Annotated in this window: 14 protein-coding genes; 2 read left to right on the top strand and 12 right to left on the bottom strand. The window is 72.4% G+C overall.

The window, feature by feature from the left end; genetic code table 11:
* Positions 1–9 precede the first annotated feature (9 nt).
* The 5 genes from ACFWUY_RS05005 to ACFWUY_RS04985 all read right to left on the bottom strand — a co-directional run bounded on the left by ACFWUY_RS05005 (position 10) and on the right by ACFWUY_RS04985 (position 4394).
* The gene (locus ACFWUY_RS05005) at positions 10–543 is read right to left on the bottom strand and encodes a YbaK/EbsC family protein (RefSeq protein ID WP_384102077.1); all 534 of its coding nucleotides are present in this window, start codon (positions 541–543) and stop codon (positions 10–12) included.
* A gap of 47 nt (positions 544–590) precedes the next feature.
* The gene (locus ACFWUY_RS05000; protein WP_384102075.1) at positions 591–1769 is read right to left on the bottom strand and encodes a serine hydrolase domain-containing protein; all 1179 of its coding nucleotides are present in this window, start codon (positions 1767–1769) and stop codon (positions 591–593) included.
* 69 nt (positions 1770–1838) lie between these two features.
* The gene (locus ACFWUY_RS04995; RefSeq protein ID WP_384102073.1) at positions 1839–2594 is read right to left on the bottom strand and encodes an energy-coupling factor ABC transporter ATP-binding protein; all 756 of its coding nucleotides are present in this window, start codon (positions 2592–2594) and stop codon (positions 1839–1841) included.
* Positions 2582–3343, bottom strand: coding sequence for a cobalt ECF transporter T component CbiQ (gene cbiQ, locus ACFWUY_RS04990; RefSeq protein ID WP_384102071.1), 762 nt, complete (start codon positions 3341–3343; stop codon positions 2582–2584). Before cbiQ ends, ACFWUY_RS04995 begins: the two co-directional genes overlap by 13 nt.
* A 1-nt stretch (position 3344) precedes the next feature.
* Positions 3345–4394: an energy-coupling factor ABC transporter permease gene (locus ACFWUY_RS04985; RefSeq protein ID WP_384102069.1), complete on the bottom strand. Its 1050-nt coding sequence runs from the start codon at positions 4392–4394 to the stop codon at positions 3345–3347.
* 202 nt (positions 4395–4596) lie between these two features.
* Here ACFWUY_RS04985 and ACFWUY_RS04980 point away from each other — a divergent pair, with 202 nt between their 5' ends.
* Positions 4597–4980 carry an SsgA family sporulation/cell division regulator gene (locus tag ACFWUY_RS04980; RefSeq protein ID WP_384102067.1) on the top strand — a complete coding sequence of 128 codons (384 nt, stop codon included), beginning with the start codon at positions 4597–4599 and terminating at the stop codon, positions 4978–4980.
* A gap of 60 nt (positions 4981–5040) precedes the next feature.
* On the opposite strand, the gene ACFWUY_RS04975 is transcribed toward ACFWUY_RS04980, so the two are convergent.
* Together ACFWUY_RS04975 and ACFWUY_RS04970 are read right to left on the bottom strand one after the other, a co-directional pair.
* Positions 5041–7215, bottom strand: coding sequence for an MMPL family transporter (locus tag ACFWUY_RS04975; protein WP_384102065.1), 2175 nt, complete (start codon positions 7213–7215; stop codon positions 5041–5043).
* A gap of 182 nt (positions 7216–7397) precedes the next feature.
* The gene (locus tag ACFWUY_RS04970) at positions 7398–7970 is read right to left on the bottom strand and encodes a TetR/AcrR family transcriptional regulator (protein WP_384102063.1); all 573 of its coding nucleotides are present in this window, start codon (positions 7968–7970) and stop codon (positions 7398–7400) included.
* Positions 7971–8154: 184 nt separating this feature from the next.
* Here ACFWUY_RS04970 and ACFWUY_RS04965 point away from each other — a divergent pair, with 184 nt between their 5' ends.
* Positions 8155–11469, top strand: a complete 3315-nt coding sequence (locus ACFWUY_RS04965; protein WP_384102061.1) for a S41 family peptidase — start codon at positions 8155–8157, stop codon at positions 11467–11469.
* Here the strand turns inward: ACFWUY_RS04965 and ACFWUY_RS04960 are convergent.
* The 5 genes from ACFWUY_RS04960 to ACFWUY_RS04940 form a co-directional block, all read right to left on the bottom strand.
* On the bottom strand, positions 11466–11987 hold the full coding sequence (locus ACFWUY_RS04960) for a GNAT family N-acetyltransferase (RefSeq protein WP_384102059.1): 522 nt from the start codon (positions 11985–11987) through the stop codon (positions 11466–11468). The two genes, ACFWUY_RS04965 and ACFWUY_RS04960, sit on opposite strands and share 4 nt — an antisense overlap.
* Before the next feature lie 169 nt (positions 11988–12156).
* On the bottom strand, positions 12157–12387 hold the full coding sequence (locus ACFWUY_RS04955; protein WP_384102057.1) for a hypothetical protein: 231 nt from the start codon (positions 12385–12387) through the stop codon (positions 12157–12159).
* 122 nt (positions 12388–12509) lie between these two features.
* The gene (locus ACFWUY_RS04950) at positions 12510–13391 is read right to left on the bottom strand and encodes an SDR family oxidoreductase (protein WP_384102055.1); all 882 of its coding nucleotides are present in this window, start codon (positions 13389–13391) and stop codon (positions 12510–12512) included.
* The gene (locus tag ACFWUY_RS04945) at positions 13388–14302 is read right to left on the bottom strand and encodes an alpha/beta fold hydrolase (protein ID WP_384102053.1); all 915 of its coding nucleotides are present in this window, start codon (positions 14300–14302) and stop codon (positions 13388–13390) included. The genes ACFWUY_RS04950 and ACFWUY_RS04945 overlap by 4 nt, the downstream gene beginning before the upstream one ends.
* A complete protein-coding gene (locus ACFWUY_RS04940) occupies positions 14299–15849 on the bottom strand; it encodes a flavin-containing monooxygenase (protein WP_384102051.1) in 1551 nt (516 codons plus the stop codon). The genes ACFWUY_RS04945 and ACFWUY_RS04940 overlap by 4 nt, the downstream gene beginning before the upstream one ends.
* Between the last annotated feature and the right edge of the window lie 189 nt (positions 15850–16038).

The raw sequence follows: 16038 nt of genomic DNA, 5'->3' as shown, positions 1-16038 counted from the left end.
CGCTCCGGGTCAGTCCGTCGACACCCGCTCCACGCGCGGCTCCGTCAGCGACCGGTAGTCCTTCGAGGACAGGGCGATCGAGCGGTCGAGGCGCGCCGCGTTGAAGTAGAACTCCTCGTTCTCGAGCAGGGCCGGGTCGACGAACAGGTCGAGGCGCTCGTCGAAGGCGAAGGGCAGGATCGTGCCGCTCGGGGAGCCCGCGAGGTCCTCGGCGATCTCCGGGGAGGCGAAGGAGACGTACGTGCCGCCGTACAGCGCCTTCACCGCCGCGAGGTCGATCCGCTTGTCGCCGGGTACGACGACGAGCGCGAAACGCTTCTCCTTCTTGCCGATCTTCACCATCGCGATGATGCACTTGGCCGCCTGGGCGGGCGCGTGGCCGCGCAGCGCGCTGACCGCGTCGGTGGCGCCCTCGGGGGCGTGCTCGATCACCCGGTAGGCGGCCCCGTGCTCGTCGAGGAGGGCGAGCAGCTTCTCGTACGTCTCGTGCGGGTTCCGCACCTCGTGCGCCTCGTGCGTCTCGTGGGTCGGATCTGCGGTCATGCGCCTTTCCCCTCCTGCGACTTGGGTACGACTCCGGTGCCTCGACCCTACGCGCCGGTGGGCGTCGTCACCGACCGCACCGCCCGCACGAGCGCCTGGGCGCGCGGGTCCGCCGTGACCGTCTTGCGCATGCCGTTCGTGACGTACCCGAAGGCGGTCCCGGAGTCGGGGTCGGCGAAGCCGAGGGAGCCGCCGCGGCCGGGGTGGCCGAAGGAGGACGGGCCGAGGAGCGGGGAGGCCGGGCCGTGCAGCATGTGGCCGAGGCCGAAGCGGGTGCCGACGAGCAGCACCCTGTCCGGACCCGCGGACTCCTCCGTCCGCGCCCGTGCGAGGGTGTCGGGGGTGAAGAGCCCGCCGAGCGTGGCGGCGTAGAAGGCGGCGAGGGCGCGGGCGGTCGCCACCCCGGCCGAGCCGGGCAGTTCGGCGGCCCGGTAGACCGGGTCGTTCTCGTCGGGCTTGGGGTCGATGACCCCGAAGGCGCGCCGGGTGAGGGAGTCCGCGTCCCGGTACGCCTCGGAGACGGACCGCTTGGGGCGGAGCCTGAGCGCGCCGCTTCCGGCCGGTTCGATCTCCTCGACGGGGCCGATCCTGCCGACCCGGTGGGCCTGCGCCTCGGGCAGTCCGATCCACAGGTCGAGGCCGAGGGGGCCGGTGATCTCGTCGGCGACCCAGCGGCCGATGGTGCGGTCGGTGACCCGGTGGACCAGGCCGGAGAGCAGCCAGCTGAAGGTGTGGGCGTGGTAGCCGTGTGCGGTGCCGGGTTCCCAGACGGGGGCCTGGGCGGCGATCGCGCGCGTGGCGGTGTCGAGGTCGGTCGCCTCCGCCAGGGTGAGGGGGCGGTCCAGGACGGGGACGCCCGCCCGGTGCGCGAGGAGCTGCCGTACGGTCACCCGGTCCTTGCCGGCCGCCTTGAACTCGGGCCAGTACGCGCCGACCGGGGCGTCCAGGTCGAGCAGGCCGCGCTGGTGCAGCAGCAGGGGTACGGCGGCGGCGACGCCCTTGGTGGCGGAGCGGACGACCTGGGCGGTGTCCGCCGTCCACGGGTCCGTGCCGTCCACGTCGCGGCTGCCCGCCCACAGGTCGACGACCTTGACGCCGTCCTGGTGGACGGCGACGGCCGCCCCGCGCTCGCCGCGCTGCTCGAAGTTGCGCAGGAACGCGTCCCTGACCGGCTCCCAGCCCGCCGCCACCGTGCCCTGGACGTCCACCCGACCCACTCTCCTCATACGCGTACGACCGGCTCCCATGGTGCAACGCGGGTCGCGGGGGCCGGATTCCGGGGTCGGGCGACGGGGTCAGACCACCGAGCCGGGCACGAAGCCGAACGGCAGCTCCAGGCGGTGCCGGGCCATCAGCTCCTCGTCGGCGAGGATCTCGCCGGTCCGTCCGTCGGCGGCGATGACGCCCTCGCTGAGGATCACCGCGCGCGGGCAGAGCTCCAGGGCGTACGGCAGGTCGTGGGTGACCATCAGGACGGTGACGTCGAGGGAGCGGAGAATGTCGGCGAGCTCGCGGCGCGAGGCCGGGTCCAGGTTGGAGGACGGCTCGTCGAGGACGAGGATCTCGGGTTCCATGGCGAGGACGGTCGCGACGGCGACCCGGCGGCGCTGCCCGAAGGAGAGGTGGTGCGGCGGCCGGTCGGCGTACTCCGCCATGCCGACCCGGTCGAGGGCCTTCCGCACGACGGCTTCCAGCTCCGCGCCCCGCAGTCCGGCCGCCGCCGGGCCGAAGGCGACGTCCTCGCGGACGGTCGGCATGAACAGCTGGTCGTCGGGGTCCTGGAAGACGATGCCGACCTTGCGGCGGATCTCCGCCATGTGCTTCCTGCCGACGGGCAGCCCGGCGACGGTGACGCCGCCCGCGCCGGCGGTGAGGATGCCGTTGAGGTGGAGGACCAGGGTGGTCTTCCCGGCGCCGTTGGGGCCGAGGAGGGCGACCCGTTCGCCGCGTCCGACGGTGAGGTCGACGCCGAACAGTGCCTGGTGGCCGTCGGGGTACGCGTACGCGAGGCCGCGTACGTCGAGGGAGGGGGCGGCGGTCATAGGGTCCATCCCAGGAGGCAGATCAGGAGTGCGGTGAGGGGGAGGGCCGCCGCGTACGTCCACTGCGCGCGGGTGGCGGTCACCTCGTCGAGGACCGGCATGGTGCCCGTGTAGCCCCGGCTGATCATGGCGAGGTGGACCCGCTCCCCGCGCTCGTACGAGCGGATGAAGAGCGCGCCCGCCGACTTGGCGAGGACGCCCCAGTGCCGTACGCCCCGCGCCTCGAAGCCGCGTGAGCGGCGGGCGACGGACATGCGGCGCATCTCGTCGGTGATGACGTCGCCGTACCGGATCATGAACGAGGCGATCTGGACGAGCAGGGACGGCAGCCTCAGCCGCTGGAGGCCGAGGAGCAGGGCCCGCAGTTCGGTGGTGGAGGCGAGGAGGACGGAGGCGGCGACGCCGAGGGTGCCCTTGGCGAGGACGTTCCAGGCGCCCCACAGGCCGGGGACGGAGAGCGACACCCCGAGGACGGCCGTCCGCTCGCCGGGGACGACGAACGGCATGAGCAGCGCGAAGGCGACGAACGGTATCTCGATGAGGAGCCGCTTGAGCAGGAAGCCGGCCGGAATCCGGGCCCTCGCCGCCACGGCCGCGAGGAGCAGGGCGTAGCCGGCGAAGGCCCAGACGGCCTCGCGGGGCGTCGAGACGACGACCAGGACGAAGACGAGGACCGCGGCGAGCTTGGTGTGCGCGGGCAGCTCGTGCACCGGTGAGTGCGCGTGCCGGTAGAGCTTGTGGGCGTGGCCCGCTCCCATGTCAGACCCGCGCCCCGGTCTCGTGCCCGCGGCGGCGGACCAGCCAGAACGCGCCCGTGCCGACGGCGAGGGTCGCGCCCACGCCGATGACTCCGGCGAGGCCGCCGGAGAGGCGGGCGGCGTCGATGCCCTCGACGCCGTAGTCGGCGAGCGGGGAACCGGCGGCGGCGTGCTCCTCGGCCTTGCTGTCGATGCCCTTGTCGGCGGCGACCTTCTCCAGGCCGTCGGGGCTGGCGGAGGCGTAGAAGGAGACGAAGCCGGCGAGGACGAGGGCGGTGACGACGCCGCCGATCCACAGCTTCTTCGGGGAGCCCGCGGGGGCGGGTGCGGCCGTCGGTGCGGCGTCGACCAGTTCGCCGTCGACGCGGAGCTTGAGCGGCGCGGTCAGGCCCCGGGCGCCGTACACCAGGTCGGGGCGGACGGCGATCACCGCGCCGACGGTCAGCATCGTGATGACGGCCTCGCCGACGCCGATGAGGACGTGCACGCCGATCATGGCCGTGAGGACCTTGCCCACCGGTACGTCGGTGGTGCCGCCGATCGCGTAGAGCAGGGTGAAGGCGGCGGCCGACGCCGGTACGGAGACGAGCGCGGCAACGAAGGAGGCCGCGGTCACCGAGGCGCGGGTGCGGGGCAGCAGCAGGACGAGGCCGCGGAAGAGCCCGTAGGCGACGACGACGGTGACGATGCCCATGACGGTGATGTTGACGCCGAGGGCGGTGAGGCCGCCGTCGGCGAAGAGGATGCCCTGCATGAGCAGGACGACGGCTATGCACAGGACGCCGGTCCAGGGCCCGACGAGGATCGCGGCGAGCGCGCCGCCGAGCAGATGTCCGCTGGTCCCGGCGGCGACCGGGAAGTTCAGCATCTGTACGGCGAAGATGAAGGCGGCGACGAGTCCGGCGAGCGGGGCCGTGCGGTCGTCCGCGTGGCCTCCGGCGGCGCCGAGTTCCCGCCGTGCCCCGCGCAGGCTCACGGCGACGGCGCCGGCGGCGACGACTCCGGCGGCGAGCGATACGGGGGCGTTGATGAATCCGTCAGGTACATGCACGCCCTGAATGATGAGCGCTCCTGCAAAGAACTTGCAAGAGCGCACAGGGCACAGAACGGCGGCGCACGGCCGCGCGTGACCCCGGCCACACCCGCGCCCTCTGACGCATGACCCGCGCACCGCCAGGGAAAGAGTGGGACATTGAGTATGTAGACGTACAAAACGGATACATGCAGAAGAGACGGCTGTGAGGAGCATTTCCATGCGCGCCCCGGATGACCGTGAAGACGCCCGCGACACCGACGCCCATGGAATCGAGGACCGCGCCAAGGGCCGGATCATCAGCGACGCCCCGCTCTCGCGCCCCGTTCCCGTGGCCCTCCGCTACGACCCCGACTTCTCCCCCGCCACCGTGCGCTTCGCCTTCCCCGGCGAGGAGTGGTCGTTCCCCCGCGTCCTCCTGGAGACCGGACTGCGCGCCCCGACCCGGCGCGGCGACATCGGGGTCTGGCCCTGCGGCCGGGTCCAGACGGTCGTCGAGCTCCACAAGGACGACGGGGTCACGGTCGTCCAGTTCGACACGACGGCCCTGCTCCGCTTCCTGAAGCACACGTACGCCGCCGGCACGTCGATGACGACACGCTGACGGCGTACTCGCGTACTCGCCGGACGGGTCCGGCGATCAGACCTTCACCAGGTCCGGCGATCAGACCTTCACGAGGTCCGGCTTCGGGTCGGCGGCCCCGGCCCCGGCGTGCTTCGCGAGGCCCTCGCCCTCGACGTCCACGTTCGGCAGGATCCGGTCCAGCCACTTCGGCAGCCACCAGGCCTTGTGCCCGAGGAGCGCGAGCACGGCCGGGACGATCGCCATCCGGACCACGAAGGCGTCGAAGAGGACCGCGACGGCCAGGCCGAAGCCGATCATCTTGATCATCTGGTCCGTCATGCCGATGAAGCCCGAGAAGACCGCGATCATGATCACCGCGGCGGCGGTGACCACCCGGGCGCTGTGCCGGAAGCCGGTCACGATCGCCTCGCCGGGCCGCTCCCCGTGGACGTACGCCTCGCGCATGCGGGTGACGAGGAAGACCTCGTAGTCCATCGCGAGACCGAAGACGACGCCCACCATGAAGATCGGCATCATCGACATGATCGGGCCGGTCTGCTCGACCCCGAAGAGGCTTCCGAGCCAGCCCCACTGGAAGACCGCGACGACCGCGCCGAGGGCCGCGACCACCGAGAGCAGGAAGCCGAGGGCCGCCTTCAGGGGGACGAGGATCGAGCGGAAGACCACGGTCAGGAGCAGGAAGGCCAGGCCGACGACGAGGGCCAGGTAGGGCACCAGGGCATCGTTCATCTTCTGCGAGAAGTCGATGTTCATCGCGGTGGCGCCGGTGACGAGGACGTCGTCCCCGGTGGCGTCCCGGATGTCGTGGACGAGGCTCTCGGTGGCGACCGAGGACGGCCGGTCCTTCGGGACCACGGTGATCATGGCGGCGTCGCCGGCCTTGTTCGGGGTCGCCGGGGTGACCGCCGCCCAGCCTTCGAGACCCTTGATCGTGGAGACCGTCCGGTCGGCGGTCGCCTTGTCGCCGTCGACGACGACGAGCAGCGGGCCGTTGAAGCCGGGACCGAAGCCGTCCGAGAGCGCGTCGTACGCCCGGCGCTCGCTGGTGGAGGTCGGCTTGACGCCGTCGTCCGGGAGGCCCATCTCCAGGGAGGCGGCGGGCAGCGCGATCGCACCGAGTCCGAGGACGCCGACGACCAGCACCATCACGGGGCGGCGGATGACGAAGCGGGCCCAGCGGGTGCCGCCGTTGGGCTTGTCGGCCCGGGAAGCGGCGCCCTTCGCGGTGCCCTTGCGCTGCTTGCGGCCGATGACCTTGTCGCCGGCGAAGCCGAGCATGGCGGGGATCAGGGTGAGTGCGATCAGTACGGCGATCACGACCGTGCCGGCGGCGGCGAAGCCCATCTTCGTCAGCATCGGGATGTTGACGACGGCCAGGCCGACCAGGGCGATGACGACGGTGAGTCCGGCGAAGACGACGGCGGAGCCGGCCGTGCCGACCGCGCGGCCCGCGGCGTCCTCCTTGTCGCGGCCCTCGGCGAGCTCCGCGCGGTAGCGGGAGACGATGAAGAGGGCGTAGTCGATGCCGACCGCGAGGCCGATCATCATCGCGAGGGTGGAGGTGGTGTTGCCGAGGTCGAGGACGTTGGCGAGCGCCGTGATCGACGAGACGCCGATGCCGACGCCGATGATCGCCGTGAGCAGCGGGAGTCCGGCGGCGACGAGCGAGCCGAAGGTCAGGACGAGCACGATGCCGGCGATGACCACGCCGACGATCTCGCCCGCGCCGGTGGCCGGCATGGTCTGGAGGGCGTCACCGCCGACCTCGACGGTCAGCCCCTTGCCCTGGGCGTTCTGCCCGGCCCGGGTGAGGGCCTCGCGCGTCTCGTCGGTCAGCTCCATCGCGTTGACCTTGTAGGCGACGGAGACGTAGGCGGTGGAGCCGTCCCGGGACACGGCCTGCGCGGCGTACGGGTCGGCGACCGAGACGATCTGGTCCGAGCCGGACTTCAGCGCGGCGACGGTCTCCTCGACGACGGCCTTGTGGGCCGGGTCGGTCATCTTCCGGCCCTCGGGGGCCTTGAAGACGACGCGGGCGGTGGCCCCGTCGGCACCGGCGCCCGGGAAGCGCTCTTCGAGCAGGTCGAAGGCGCGCTGGGCCTCGGTGCCCGGGATCGAGAAGGAGCTGGAGGTGGCGGCGGGTGCGGTGGCGGCGCCGATCCCGGCGATCGCCAGGAGGGCCACCCAGAGGAGGGCGACGAGCCGTCGGCGCCGGAAGGCGGAACGGCCGAGCTTGTACAGGAACGTGGCCACGGGGGCGTACTCCCATTGTGGGTGGGACAGGGCATGGGGAGCCGGCCCGACGGCGTGAGCGGTTCGACGTCAGGTGGAGAAAGGGTCTTGCGGTACTTCTGGAGCTCAGGACTTCTGAGCTCGGTACTTCTGCGGTGCTTCTGGAGCTCAGGACTTCCGGAGCCCCGCGGTGCTTCTGCGGTTCAGACGCCGAGTGAGGGGAGCACGACGGCGTCGACGTAGGCACTGAGGAACGCGCGGTCGACCGGCTGGTCGTCGATCAGCGGTCTGGCGACGAACGCACCGATCAGCATGTGGGGAATGAGCTTCAGCGCCGGGTTGGCGGCGTCGACCTCTCCCCTGCGGACCGCTCGGCGCAGCACTTCGTCGAGGCCGTTCATCTCGGGTTCGATGAGCAGCTCGCGCAGCGCCCGGTGCAGTTCGGGGTTGGTGTGGACGGCATGGGCCAGACCCCGCATCAGCGCGGAGTCCTTCTCCATCTGGCAGTCGTCGGTCCGTGTCATCAACTCGTGGAAGTCGCCGCGCAGCGAGCCGGTGTCGATCTCGGAGAGGTCGGCCGGCTTGTTGTGGCGCAGCGCCCTGGCGACCAGCTCGGGCTTGCTCCCCCACTGGCGGTAGAGGGTGGCCTTGCTGGAGTGGGTGCGGGCGGCGACGGCGTCCATGGTGAGGGCGTCGTAGCCGACTTCGCGGAGGAGGTCGAGCACGGCCCCGTACAGCTCGGACTCCCGCTCGGGAGTGAGTCTGCTGCGTGCCATGAACCGGCCTCCGAGTCGAACGAAACGGTTTCGTACAGTACGAAGATACCCCCGACCCCATCGAAACGAAACCGTTTCGTACGTGTCCTGGGCCACAGCGGGCCACCTTCGGCTTCACGCCTCGGAAGACGCCCGCATACACGTACGAGTTGCCTCACCCCCTCCGCGCGGAAAGCATGAAGAGGTGAGCCACGACGTCGCGTACCTCCGTTTTCCGCACCTCCACGACGACCTGCTGTGCTTCGCCGCCGAGGACGATCTGTGGATCGCCCCGCTCGTCCCCGAGGGCGACCGCCCCGGCCGGGCCTGGCGGCTCACGGTCGACCGGACCCGGGTCGGCCACCCGCGCTTCTCGCCCGACGGGCGCCACATCGCGTACACGAACTGGCGCAGCCTCGACCCCGAGATCCATCTCGTCCCCATAGACGGCGGGACCGCCCGGCGGCTCACCTACTGGGGCTCCACCGACACCCGGGTCTGCGGCTGGACGCCCCCCGACAAGGACGGCCGCTCCGACATCCTCGCCGTCTCCTCGCACGGCCAGCCCTTCTCGTACTACTCCTGGGCCTACGACGTCCCCACCGACGGCTCCCCCGGCAAGCGCCTGCCCTGGGGCCCGGTCTCCGACATCACCGTCATCGACGGCCCCGAAGGCCGCGAGGGGGAGCGCCGCACCCTCCTCCTCACCGGGAAGCCGCCGCACGAGCCGGCCGCCTGGAAGCGGTACCTCGGCGGCGCCACCGGACGGCTCTGGCTGCACGGCGAACGGCTGCTGCCCGACATCGGCGGCCACCTCGACTCGCCCATGGCCGTCGACGGCCGGATCGCGTTCCTCTCCGACCACGAGGGCATCGGCAACCTGTACTCCTGCCTGCCCGACGGCACCGACCTGCGCCGCCACACCGACCACGACGACTTCTACGCCCGGCACGCCTCCAGCGACGGACGCCGGGTCGTCTACCAGTGCGCGGGCGACCTGTGGATCGTCGACGCCCTCACCGCCGACTCCCGGCCCCGGAAACTGGAGGTACGGCTCGGCGGCCAGCGCGTCGGCCGGCGCGCCTACCAGGTGCCCGCCGCCCATCACATCGACGCGCTGTCCGTCGACGAGACCGGCCGCGCCAGCGCCGTCTCCGTACGCGGCAGCCTGTACTGGCTGACGCACCGCGACGGCCCGGCCCGCACGATCATCGACGAGCCGGGCGTCCGCGTCCGGCTCCCCGAGATGCTCGGCAGCGGCGGCCAGGTCGCGTACGTCACCGACGCCGAGGGCGAGGACGCCGTCGAGGTCGGCTATCTGCCGCGCGCCAGCGGCGACCGGCCGCCGCGCCGGCTCGCCTCCGGCGACCTCGGCCGGGTCGAGGAACTCGTCGCCGACTCCGCGGGCGAACGCCTCGCCATCGCCTCCCACGACGGACGGCTCCTCCTGCTCGACGCGTCGGAGGACTCCGACGGCGAGCTGACCGAGCTGATCCGCTCGGTCAACGGCCCCGTCCGCGACCTCGCCTTCTCCCCCGACGGCGCCTGGCTCACCTGGTCCCACCCCGGCATCGGCCGCTCCCTGCGTTCCATCAAGATGGCCCGCATCGCGGGACCCGGCGCCCGGACCGTCGTCGACGTCACCAACGGGCGCTTCGAGGACGAGAACCCCGTCTTCACCCGCGACGGCCGCTACCTCGCCTTCCTCTCCTGGCGGGGCTTCGACCCGGTGTACGACGTGCACACCGGCGACCTGTCGTTCCCGCTCGGCTGCCGGCCCTACCTCGTGCCGCTGTCCTCCGCCACGCCCTCTCCGTTCGCGCTGCTCCCCGACGGGCGCCCGGCGGCCGGCGGCCTCGACCCCGCCGACGACGACACGGACACCGGCGACGGCACCGTCACCGTCGAGATCGAGGGGCTCGCCGAGCGGGTCACCCCGTTCCCCGTCGCCGCCTCCAAGTACTCCGCCCTGCACCCGGTCAGCGGCGGCGGCCTGGTCTGGCTGCGCTGGCCCATCTCGGGCGCGCTCGGCGAGACCTTCGCCAACCCGGCCGACACCTCGGGCCGCCCCACCCTGGAGCACTTCTCCATCGTCAAGGCCCGCAAGAGCGAACTCGCCAAGGACCTCGACTGGTTCTCGGTCAGCGGCGACGGCACCCGGATCGTCGTCGCCGACGAGGGCGAACTGCGGGCCGTGCCCGCCACCGAGCCCGGGGACGGCGACTCCACCGTCTACCTGGACCTGCGGCGCATCCTCCACGAGGCCGACCCGGGCGCCGAGTGGCGGCAGGCCTTCGACGAGGCCGGCCGGATCGTCCGCGCCTACTTCTGGGAGCCCGGCATGGGCGGGGTCGACTGGACGGCCGTCCTCGACCAGTACCGGCCGCTCGTCGAACGGGTCGCGTCCCCCGACGAGTTCGCCGACCTGCTGCGGGAGGTGATGGGCGAACTGGGCACCTCCCACGCGTACGTGACGCCCGCCCGCCGCAACGAGGGCCCGCCGCACTACCAACGGCCCATGGGACTCCTCGGCGCCAACCTCGTACCCCGCGAGGCCGGTTGGACGGTGAAGCGGATCCTGCCCGGCGAGTCGTCCGACTCCAAGGCCCGCTCCCCGCTCGCCGGCACCGGCATCCGCGAGGGCGCCGTCCTCACCCATGTCGACGGCCGGCCCGTCGACCCGGTCACCGGCCCGTACCCGCTGCTCTCCGGCACCGGCGGCACCACCGTCGAGCTCACCTTCACCCCCGCCGAGGGCGAGGGACGCGCCCGCCGCGTCGCCGTCGTCCCCCTCGTCGACGAACGCCCGCTGCGCTACCAGGACTGGGTCGCCAAACGCCGGGCGGTCGTCCGGGAGGTCAGCGGCGGCCGCTGCGGCTACCTCCACATCCCCGACATGGGCGGCTCCGGCTGGGCCCAGTTCAACCGCGACCTGCGCATGGAGGTCTCCCGGCCCGCCCTCATCGTCGACGTGCGCGGCAACGCGGGCGGCAACATCAGCGAACTCGTCATCGAGAAGCTCACCCGCCGGATCCTCGGCTGGGACCTCACCCGGAACGCCCAGCCCGTCGCCTACGCCTCCAACGCCCCGCGCGGCCCCGTCGTCGCCCTCGCCGACGAGGCCACCTCGTCGGACGGCGACATGATCACCGCCGCCTTCAAGCTCCTCGGCCTCGGACCCGTCGTCGGCCAGCGCACCTGGGGCGGTGTCGTCGGCATGACCGGCCGCCACCGGCTCGGCGACGGCACCCAGATCACCGTCCCGATGAACGCTGCCTGGTTCCCCGAGTACGGCTGGTCCCTGGAGAACCACGGCGTCGAACCCGACCTCGCGATCCTCCGCACCCCCCTCGACTGGGCCGAGGGCCGCCACGCCCAGCTCGACGACGCGGTCCACGTCGCCCTCGCGCTCCTCACGGAGACCCCGGCGGCGAGCCCTCCCGGCTACGAGGACCTCCCGGACCGCTCCCGCCCGAAACTGCCACCGAGGGAGAACGGGACCACGGAGGAGACCGCCTAGACCCCGGGCCCTGATCCGCCGGACACGCCCTGGAGGCCTCCGAGGTCCAGCTCGTACGAGGTCCCCGCCCGTCCGTCGATCGTCACGCTGCCGACCGCGCCGAAGCCGACCCGTCCGAGCACGGCCCTCGACCCCTCGTTGTCGAGGGTCGTGACGGCGGTCAGCCGGCTCAGCCCGTACTCCTCGCGCGCCAGCCGGCACACCTCCCGCACCCCGGCCGTCGCCACCCCGCGCCCGGTCGCCCGCTCGGCCACCCGGTACCCGAGTTCGGCGCCCCCGTCGGCGACGTCGACCAGATTGAACCGCCCGAGGATCTCCCCGCCCTCCCCCACCAGCACGTGGAAGTGGATCGCCCCGGTCTCCTGCTCGTCGAGCAGCGCCCGGTGCCGCTCCTCGAACCCGCTGAAGTACGCGTCCCCCCGGTCGGGCACGGACGCGGCGAAGTACTCCCGGTTCTCCCGCTCGAAGACGAGCAGGGCGGGGGCGTGGTCGGATCGGAGTCGCTCAAGTACGGCCATGGTGGCCACCGTACGAAGATCCGCCGCCCGGCGCGTACGACTTTTCGGCCCGGTGCCGTCCGCGCGAATGGCGGCGTCGCCCGACGGAGCCGGGCCACCCGCCTGTACGTACGCACGTGCGAAGGCGCACCCGGTGTCGCGGGTGCGCCTTCGCCGGGGAAACTCCGGGTCAGATGCCGGACTCGCGGCCGATGCGCTCCCGGTCGGCGCGCTCCTGGTCCAGGCGGTCCTGGTCCAGGCGGTCCCGGGCGTCCTGCTGACCCCTGCGGCTCGCGTCGTCGGAGCGCTCGCGGCCCTGGGAGGCGCGGGAGGACGCTTCGTCCTTCGCCTTGCCCATGGCCTCCTTGGCCTGCTGCTTCGCCTGCGCCGCCTTGTCCTTGAACTGGTCCTGCATGCCCATGGAATTTCACTCCTAGAAGGCTGTGTGGAGAGGGGACTTCGTGCCCCCTCGGGCCACGACCAGCGTTGCACGAGCGAACACGCCGCGCATGTCGATCAGTCACGGAGCGTGAACACCGGCCGTCAGGCCCGCTCCGTCCGTGCCTGCTCGTCGGCCGCTCCGCCCGCGCCCACCAGTCCCTTCGACACCGAGCCGAGCCGGGGCTCGAAGCGCCTCATCTCGCGCTGTCCGACCGTGGCGATGAGACCGGGCAGGTAGCCGCGGACCGACTGCATCCCGCGCAGCCACCACTGCGCGTACACATGGGCCGAGCGGCGCTCGATGCCCGCCACGATCCGGTCGACGGCCGGGCCGAGGGGGTAGGTGCGGTTCGAGGGCCACGGCAGCCGCTGCCGCAGTTCCCGCATCACGTCGTCCTGGTCGGCGCCCCGCACCATGTCCGTGTCGGTCCAGGAGAGATAGCCGACGCCGACCTTCACCCCCTTGTACGCCACCTCGGCGCGCAGGCTGTGCGCGAAGGCCTCGACGCCCGACTTGGAGGCGCAGTACGCCGTCATCATCGGGGCCGGGGTGAGGGCGGCGAGCGAGGCGATCTGGAGGAAGTACCCCCGGGACTCCATGAGGACCGGCAGGAACGCCCGGCCCGTCACCGCGCCGCCGATCAGGTTGACCTCGATGACCCGCCGCCAGGCGGCCGGGTCGGAGTCGACGAACGGACCGCCCGCCGCCACACCGGCGTTGGCGACGACGATGTCGACCTTGCCGAACCGCTCCTTCACCTCGGCCGCGACCTTCGCCATCGCCTCGTGGTCGGTGACGTCGGCGTGCCACCAGTCGGCCTCGGTGTGCAGCCGCCCGGCGACCTCCTTGAGCTGCTCCGGTTCCAGGCCGACGAGCGCGATCCGCGCGCCGCGCGCGGAGAGCTTGCGGGCGAGGAGTTCACCGACCCCGCGCGCGCCTCCGGTGACGACCGCGACCTGTCCTTCCAGACTCACCCTGCTCATGCCTCTGCCTCCTCGGTGTCCTTCACGCCCAGGTACGTGAGGGTCAGTTCGCGGATCTGCGCGGTGACGGCCTCCGGGGCCTCCACCGGTGTCATGTGGCCCATGCCGGCCAGTTCGACGAGGCCCGTGCAGTGCGGCAGCGCCTCCGCCATCGCGCGGGAGTGGACGGCCGGGGTGAGCCGGTCGGCGGTGCCGACGAGCACCGCCACGGGCAGCCGCAGCTCCCGCAGTCCCGCTCCGAGGTCGAGCCCGGCCAGGACCTGCGACCAGCCGAACCGGGAGGTGCGCGGGCAGGCGTGCACGATCCGCGCGCAGGCGTCGACCCGCTCGGGCGCCGATCCCGGTCCCATCGTCGCGTACTTGAGGATCCGCTTCGAGACGGCGTTGACCGGCCCGAGCGGCGCCTTCGCGCCCAGGGCCGCCTTGGTGAGCCGGCTGCGCAGACCGCCCGGCCGCAGTGGTACGACGGTGGCCTCGGCCGTCAGCCGGGAGGGCCCGGTGGAGCAGAGCAGGACGGCGGCGGCGTGCTGCCGGAAGCCGGGGCGCCCGGCGGCCGCCATGATCGTCATGCCGCCCATGGAGTGCCCGGCCAGGACGGCCCGTTCGCCGGGGCCGAGGGTGGCCGCGAGCACGGCCTCCAGGTCGTCGGCGAGCGCCGTCGTGGAGTACCCGCCGGGGCCGGGCACCGGGGAACGGCCGTGGCCGCGCTGGTCGTAGGCGATGACCCGGTGGTCGGCGGCGAGCGCCCGTATCTGCTCGGCCCAGAAGGTGGTCGAGCAGGTCCAGCCGTGGGCCAGGACGACGGCGGGGGCGCCCTCGGGGCCGTACACCTCGACGTGGATCCGGGCGCCGTCGGCGGAGACGGCGGTGAGTTCGCGGGACACGGGCAGCGAGGTCAGGTGCCGGCTCACTGGGCGGCCTCCTGCTTGCGGGAGGCGGTACGGGTCTTCGGGGCGGCGGGTTCCCCGACGGCGGGCTTCGCCGGCCTGGGCGCGCGGATCACCTCGTACTCGGAGAGGTCGACCTGCCGGGTCTCGCGCCGGAACTCGCCCGTGGTGCCCGGCCACAGCGTGGTGTTGCGGCCGTTGGCGTCGAGGTACCAGCTCTCGCAGCCGCCCGCCTTCCACACGGTCCGCTCCATCCGGGTCTGCACCTTGCGGTTCCAGGCGTTGACGGCGGAGGGCCGGACGGCGAGGGCGGCGCGCCCTCCCAGCACGTTGAGCTGGCGCAGGTAGTCGGCCATGTAGTTCAGCTGGGACTCGATCATCAGGATCATCGAGGAGTTCCCGAGGCCCGTGTTGGGGCCGATGACCGTCATGAAGTTGGGGAAGCCGGCGGCGGTGGCGCCGCGCAGCGCCTCCATGCCGCCCTTCCAGCTCTCGGCGAGGGTCTTCCCCTCCGCGCCGACGACCCGCTCGGCGATCGGCATGTCGGTGACGTGGAAGCCGGTGCCGAAGACGATCGCGTCGACCTCGGTCTCGGTGCCGTCGGCGGCGACCACGGTCGAGCCGCGGACCTCGCGCAGACCGGAGGCGACGACGTCGACGTTGGGCTGCGCGACCGCCGGGTAGTAGGTGCTGGAGAGCAGGATCCGCTTGCAGCCGATGCGGTACGAGGGGGTCAGCTTGGCCCGCAGCGCCGGGTCCTTGATGGACTTGGCGATGTTGGCCTTGGCGAGCCGCTCGACGAGCCCGAGCTCGTTCGGGTGCTTGGTGAAGGCGCCGACCTGGAGTTCGCGGATGCCCCAGAGCAGGCCGCGGCGGAGGGTGCCGGTGACGGGCAGGGTGCGGTGGAGCCAGCGTTCGGGGCCGCTGATGGCCCGGTCCATGCGGCGCATCACCCACGGGGGCGTGCGCTGGAACAGCGTCAGCTTCCCGACCTGCGGCTGGATCGCCGGCACGATCTGGATGGCGGAGGCGCCGGTGCCGATCATGGCGACGCGCTTGCCGGTGAGGTCGTAGTCGTGGTCCCAGCGGGCCGAGTGGAAGACCCTGCCGGGGAAGTCGGCGAGCCCCGGGATGTCGGGGATCTTGGGGTCGGAGAGCGGCCCGGTCGCGGAGACGACGACATCGGCGCTGAAGGCGCCCTCGCTGGTCTCGATCTCCCAGCGGAGCGCCTCGGCGTCCCACGCCATCCGAAGCACCTCGTGGTTCAGCCGGAGGTGGGGACGGAGCCCGAAGGTGTCCGTGACATGCTCCAGGTAGGCGCGGATGTGGCGCTGTCCGGAGAAGGTCCGCGGCCAGTCGGGGTTGGGCGCGAAGGAGAAGGAGTAGAGGTGGGAGGGGACGTCGCAGGCGCAGCCGGGGTAGCTGTTGTCCCGCCATGTGCCGCCCACGGAGTCGGCCCGTTCCAGGACCACGAAGTCGGTGATTCCCTCGCGGCGCAGCCGGACCGCGGCGCCGAGGCCACCGAATCCCGATCCGATCACCGCCACCCGTACGTGCTCGTGCTTCGCCATGCCGCCTCCCGTACACCCGGCCAATCACGCCAGCAATCACTGGCACAGTCGGGACTGTAGAGCAGCTCCATACCGAGCGGTAGGGGTACGGCGAGGGAAAGTTACCGGCGGTACAACATAGGCTGGCGTGCGTGGCTGAAGGATCAGGCGAAGGACCGGGACCCGGCAGGGGCGCACACACGGGCGTAC

Origin of the sequence: Streptomyces sp. NPDC058664 (assembly GCF_042716635.1) — a bacterium.
Classification (GTDB): Bacteria; Actinomycetota; Actinomycetes; order Streptomycetales; family Streptomycetaceae; genus Streptomyces.
Note: the sequence above shows the minus strand (reverse complement) of the source record. Positions and strands in the feature narration are given on the sequence as shown.

What these genes read in the sequence shown, in the direction of transcription:
- ACFWUY_RS04995 (WP_384102073.1), bottom strand. Translation starts at nt 2,594, where the DNA reads ATGGACCCTATGACCGCCGCCCCCTCCCTCGACGTACGCGGCCTCGCG.
- ACFWUY_RS05000 (WP_384102075.1), bottom strand. Translation starts at nt 1,769, where the DNA reads ATGAGGAGAGTGGGTCGGGTGGACGTCCAGGGCACGGTGGCGGCGGGC.
- ACFWUY_RS04955 (WP_384102057.1), bottom strand. Translation starts at nt 12,387, where the DNA reads ATGGGCATGCAGGACCAGTTCAAGGACAAGGCGGCGCAGGCGAAGCAG.
- ACFWUY_RS04940 (WP_384102051.1), bottom strand. Translation starts at nt 15,849, where the DNA reads ATGGCGAAGCACGAGCACGTACGGGTGGCGGTGATCGGATCGGGATTC.
- ACFWUY_RS05005 (WP_384102077.1), bottom strand. Translation starts at nt 543, where the DNA reads ATGACCGCAGATCCGACCCACGAGACGCACGAGGCGCACGAGGTGCGG.
- cbiQ (WP_384102071.1), bottom strand. Translation starts at nt 3,343, where the DNA reads ATGGGAGCGGGCCACGCCCACAAGCTCTACCGGCACGCGCACTCACCG.
- ACFWUY_RS04950 (WP_384102055.1), bottom strand. Translation starts at nt 13,391, where the DNA reads ATGAGCAGGGTGAGTCTGGAAGGACAGGTCGCGGTCGTCACCGGAGGC.
- ACFWUY_RS04970 (WP_384102063.1), bottom strand. Translation starts at nt 7,970, where the DNA reads ATGGCACGCAGCAGACTCACTCCCGAGCGGGAGTCCGAGCTGTACGGG.
- ACFWUY_RS04980 (WP_384102067.1), top strand. Translation starts at nt 4,597, where the DNA reads ATGCGCGCCCCGGATGACCGTGAAGACGCCCGCGACACCGACGCCCAT.
- ACFWUY_RS04960 (WP_384102059.1), bottom strand. Translation starts at nt 11,987, where the DNA reads ATGGCCGTACTTGAGCGACTCCGATCCGACCACGCCCCCGCCCTGCTC.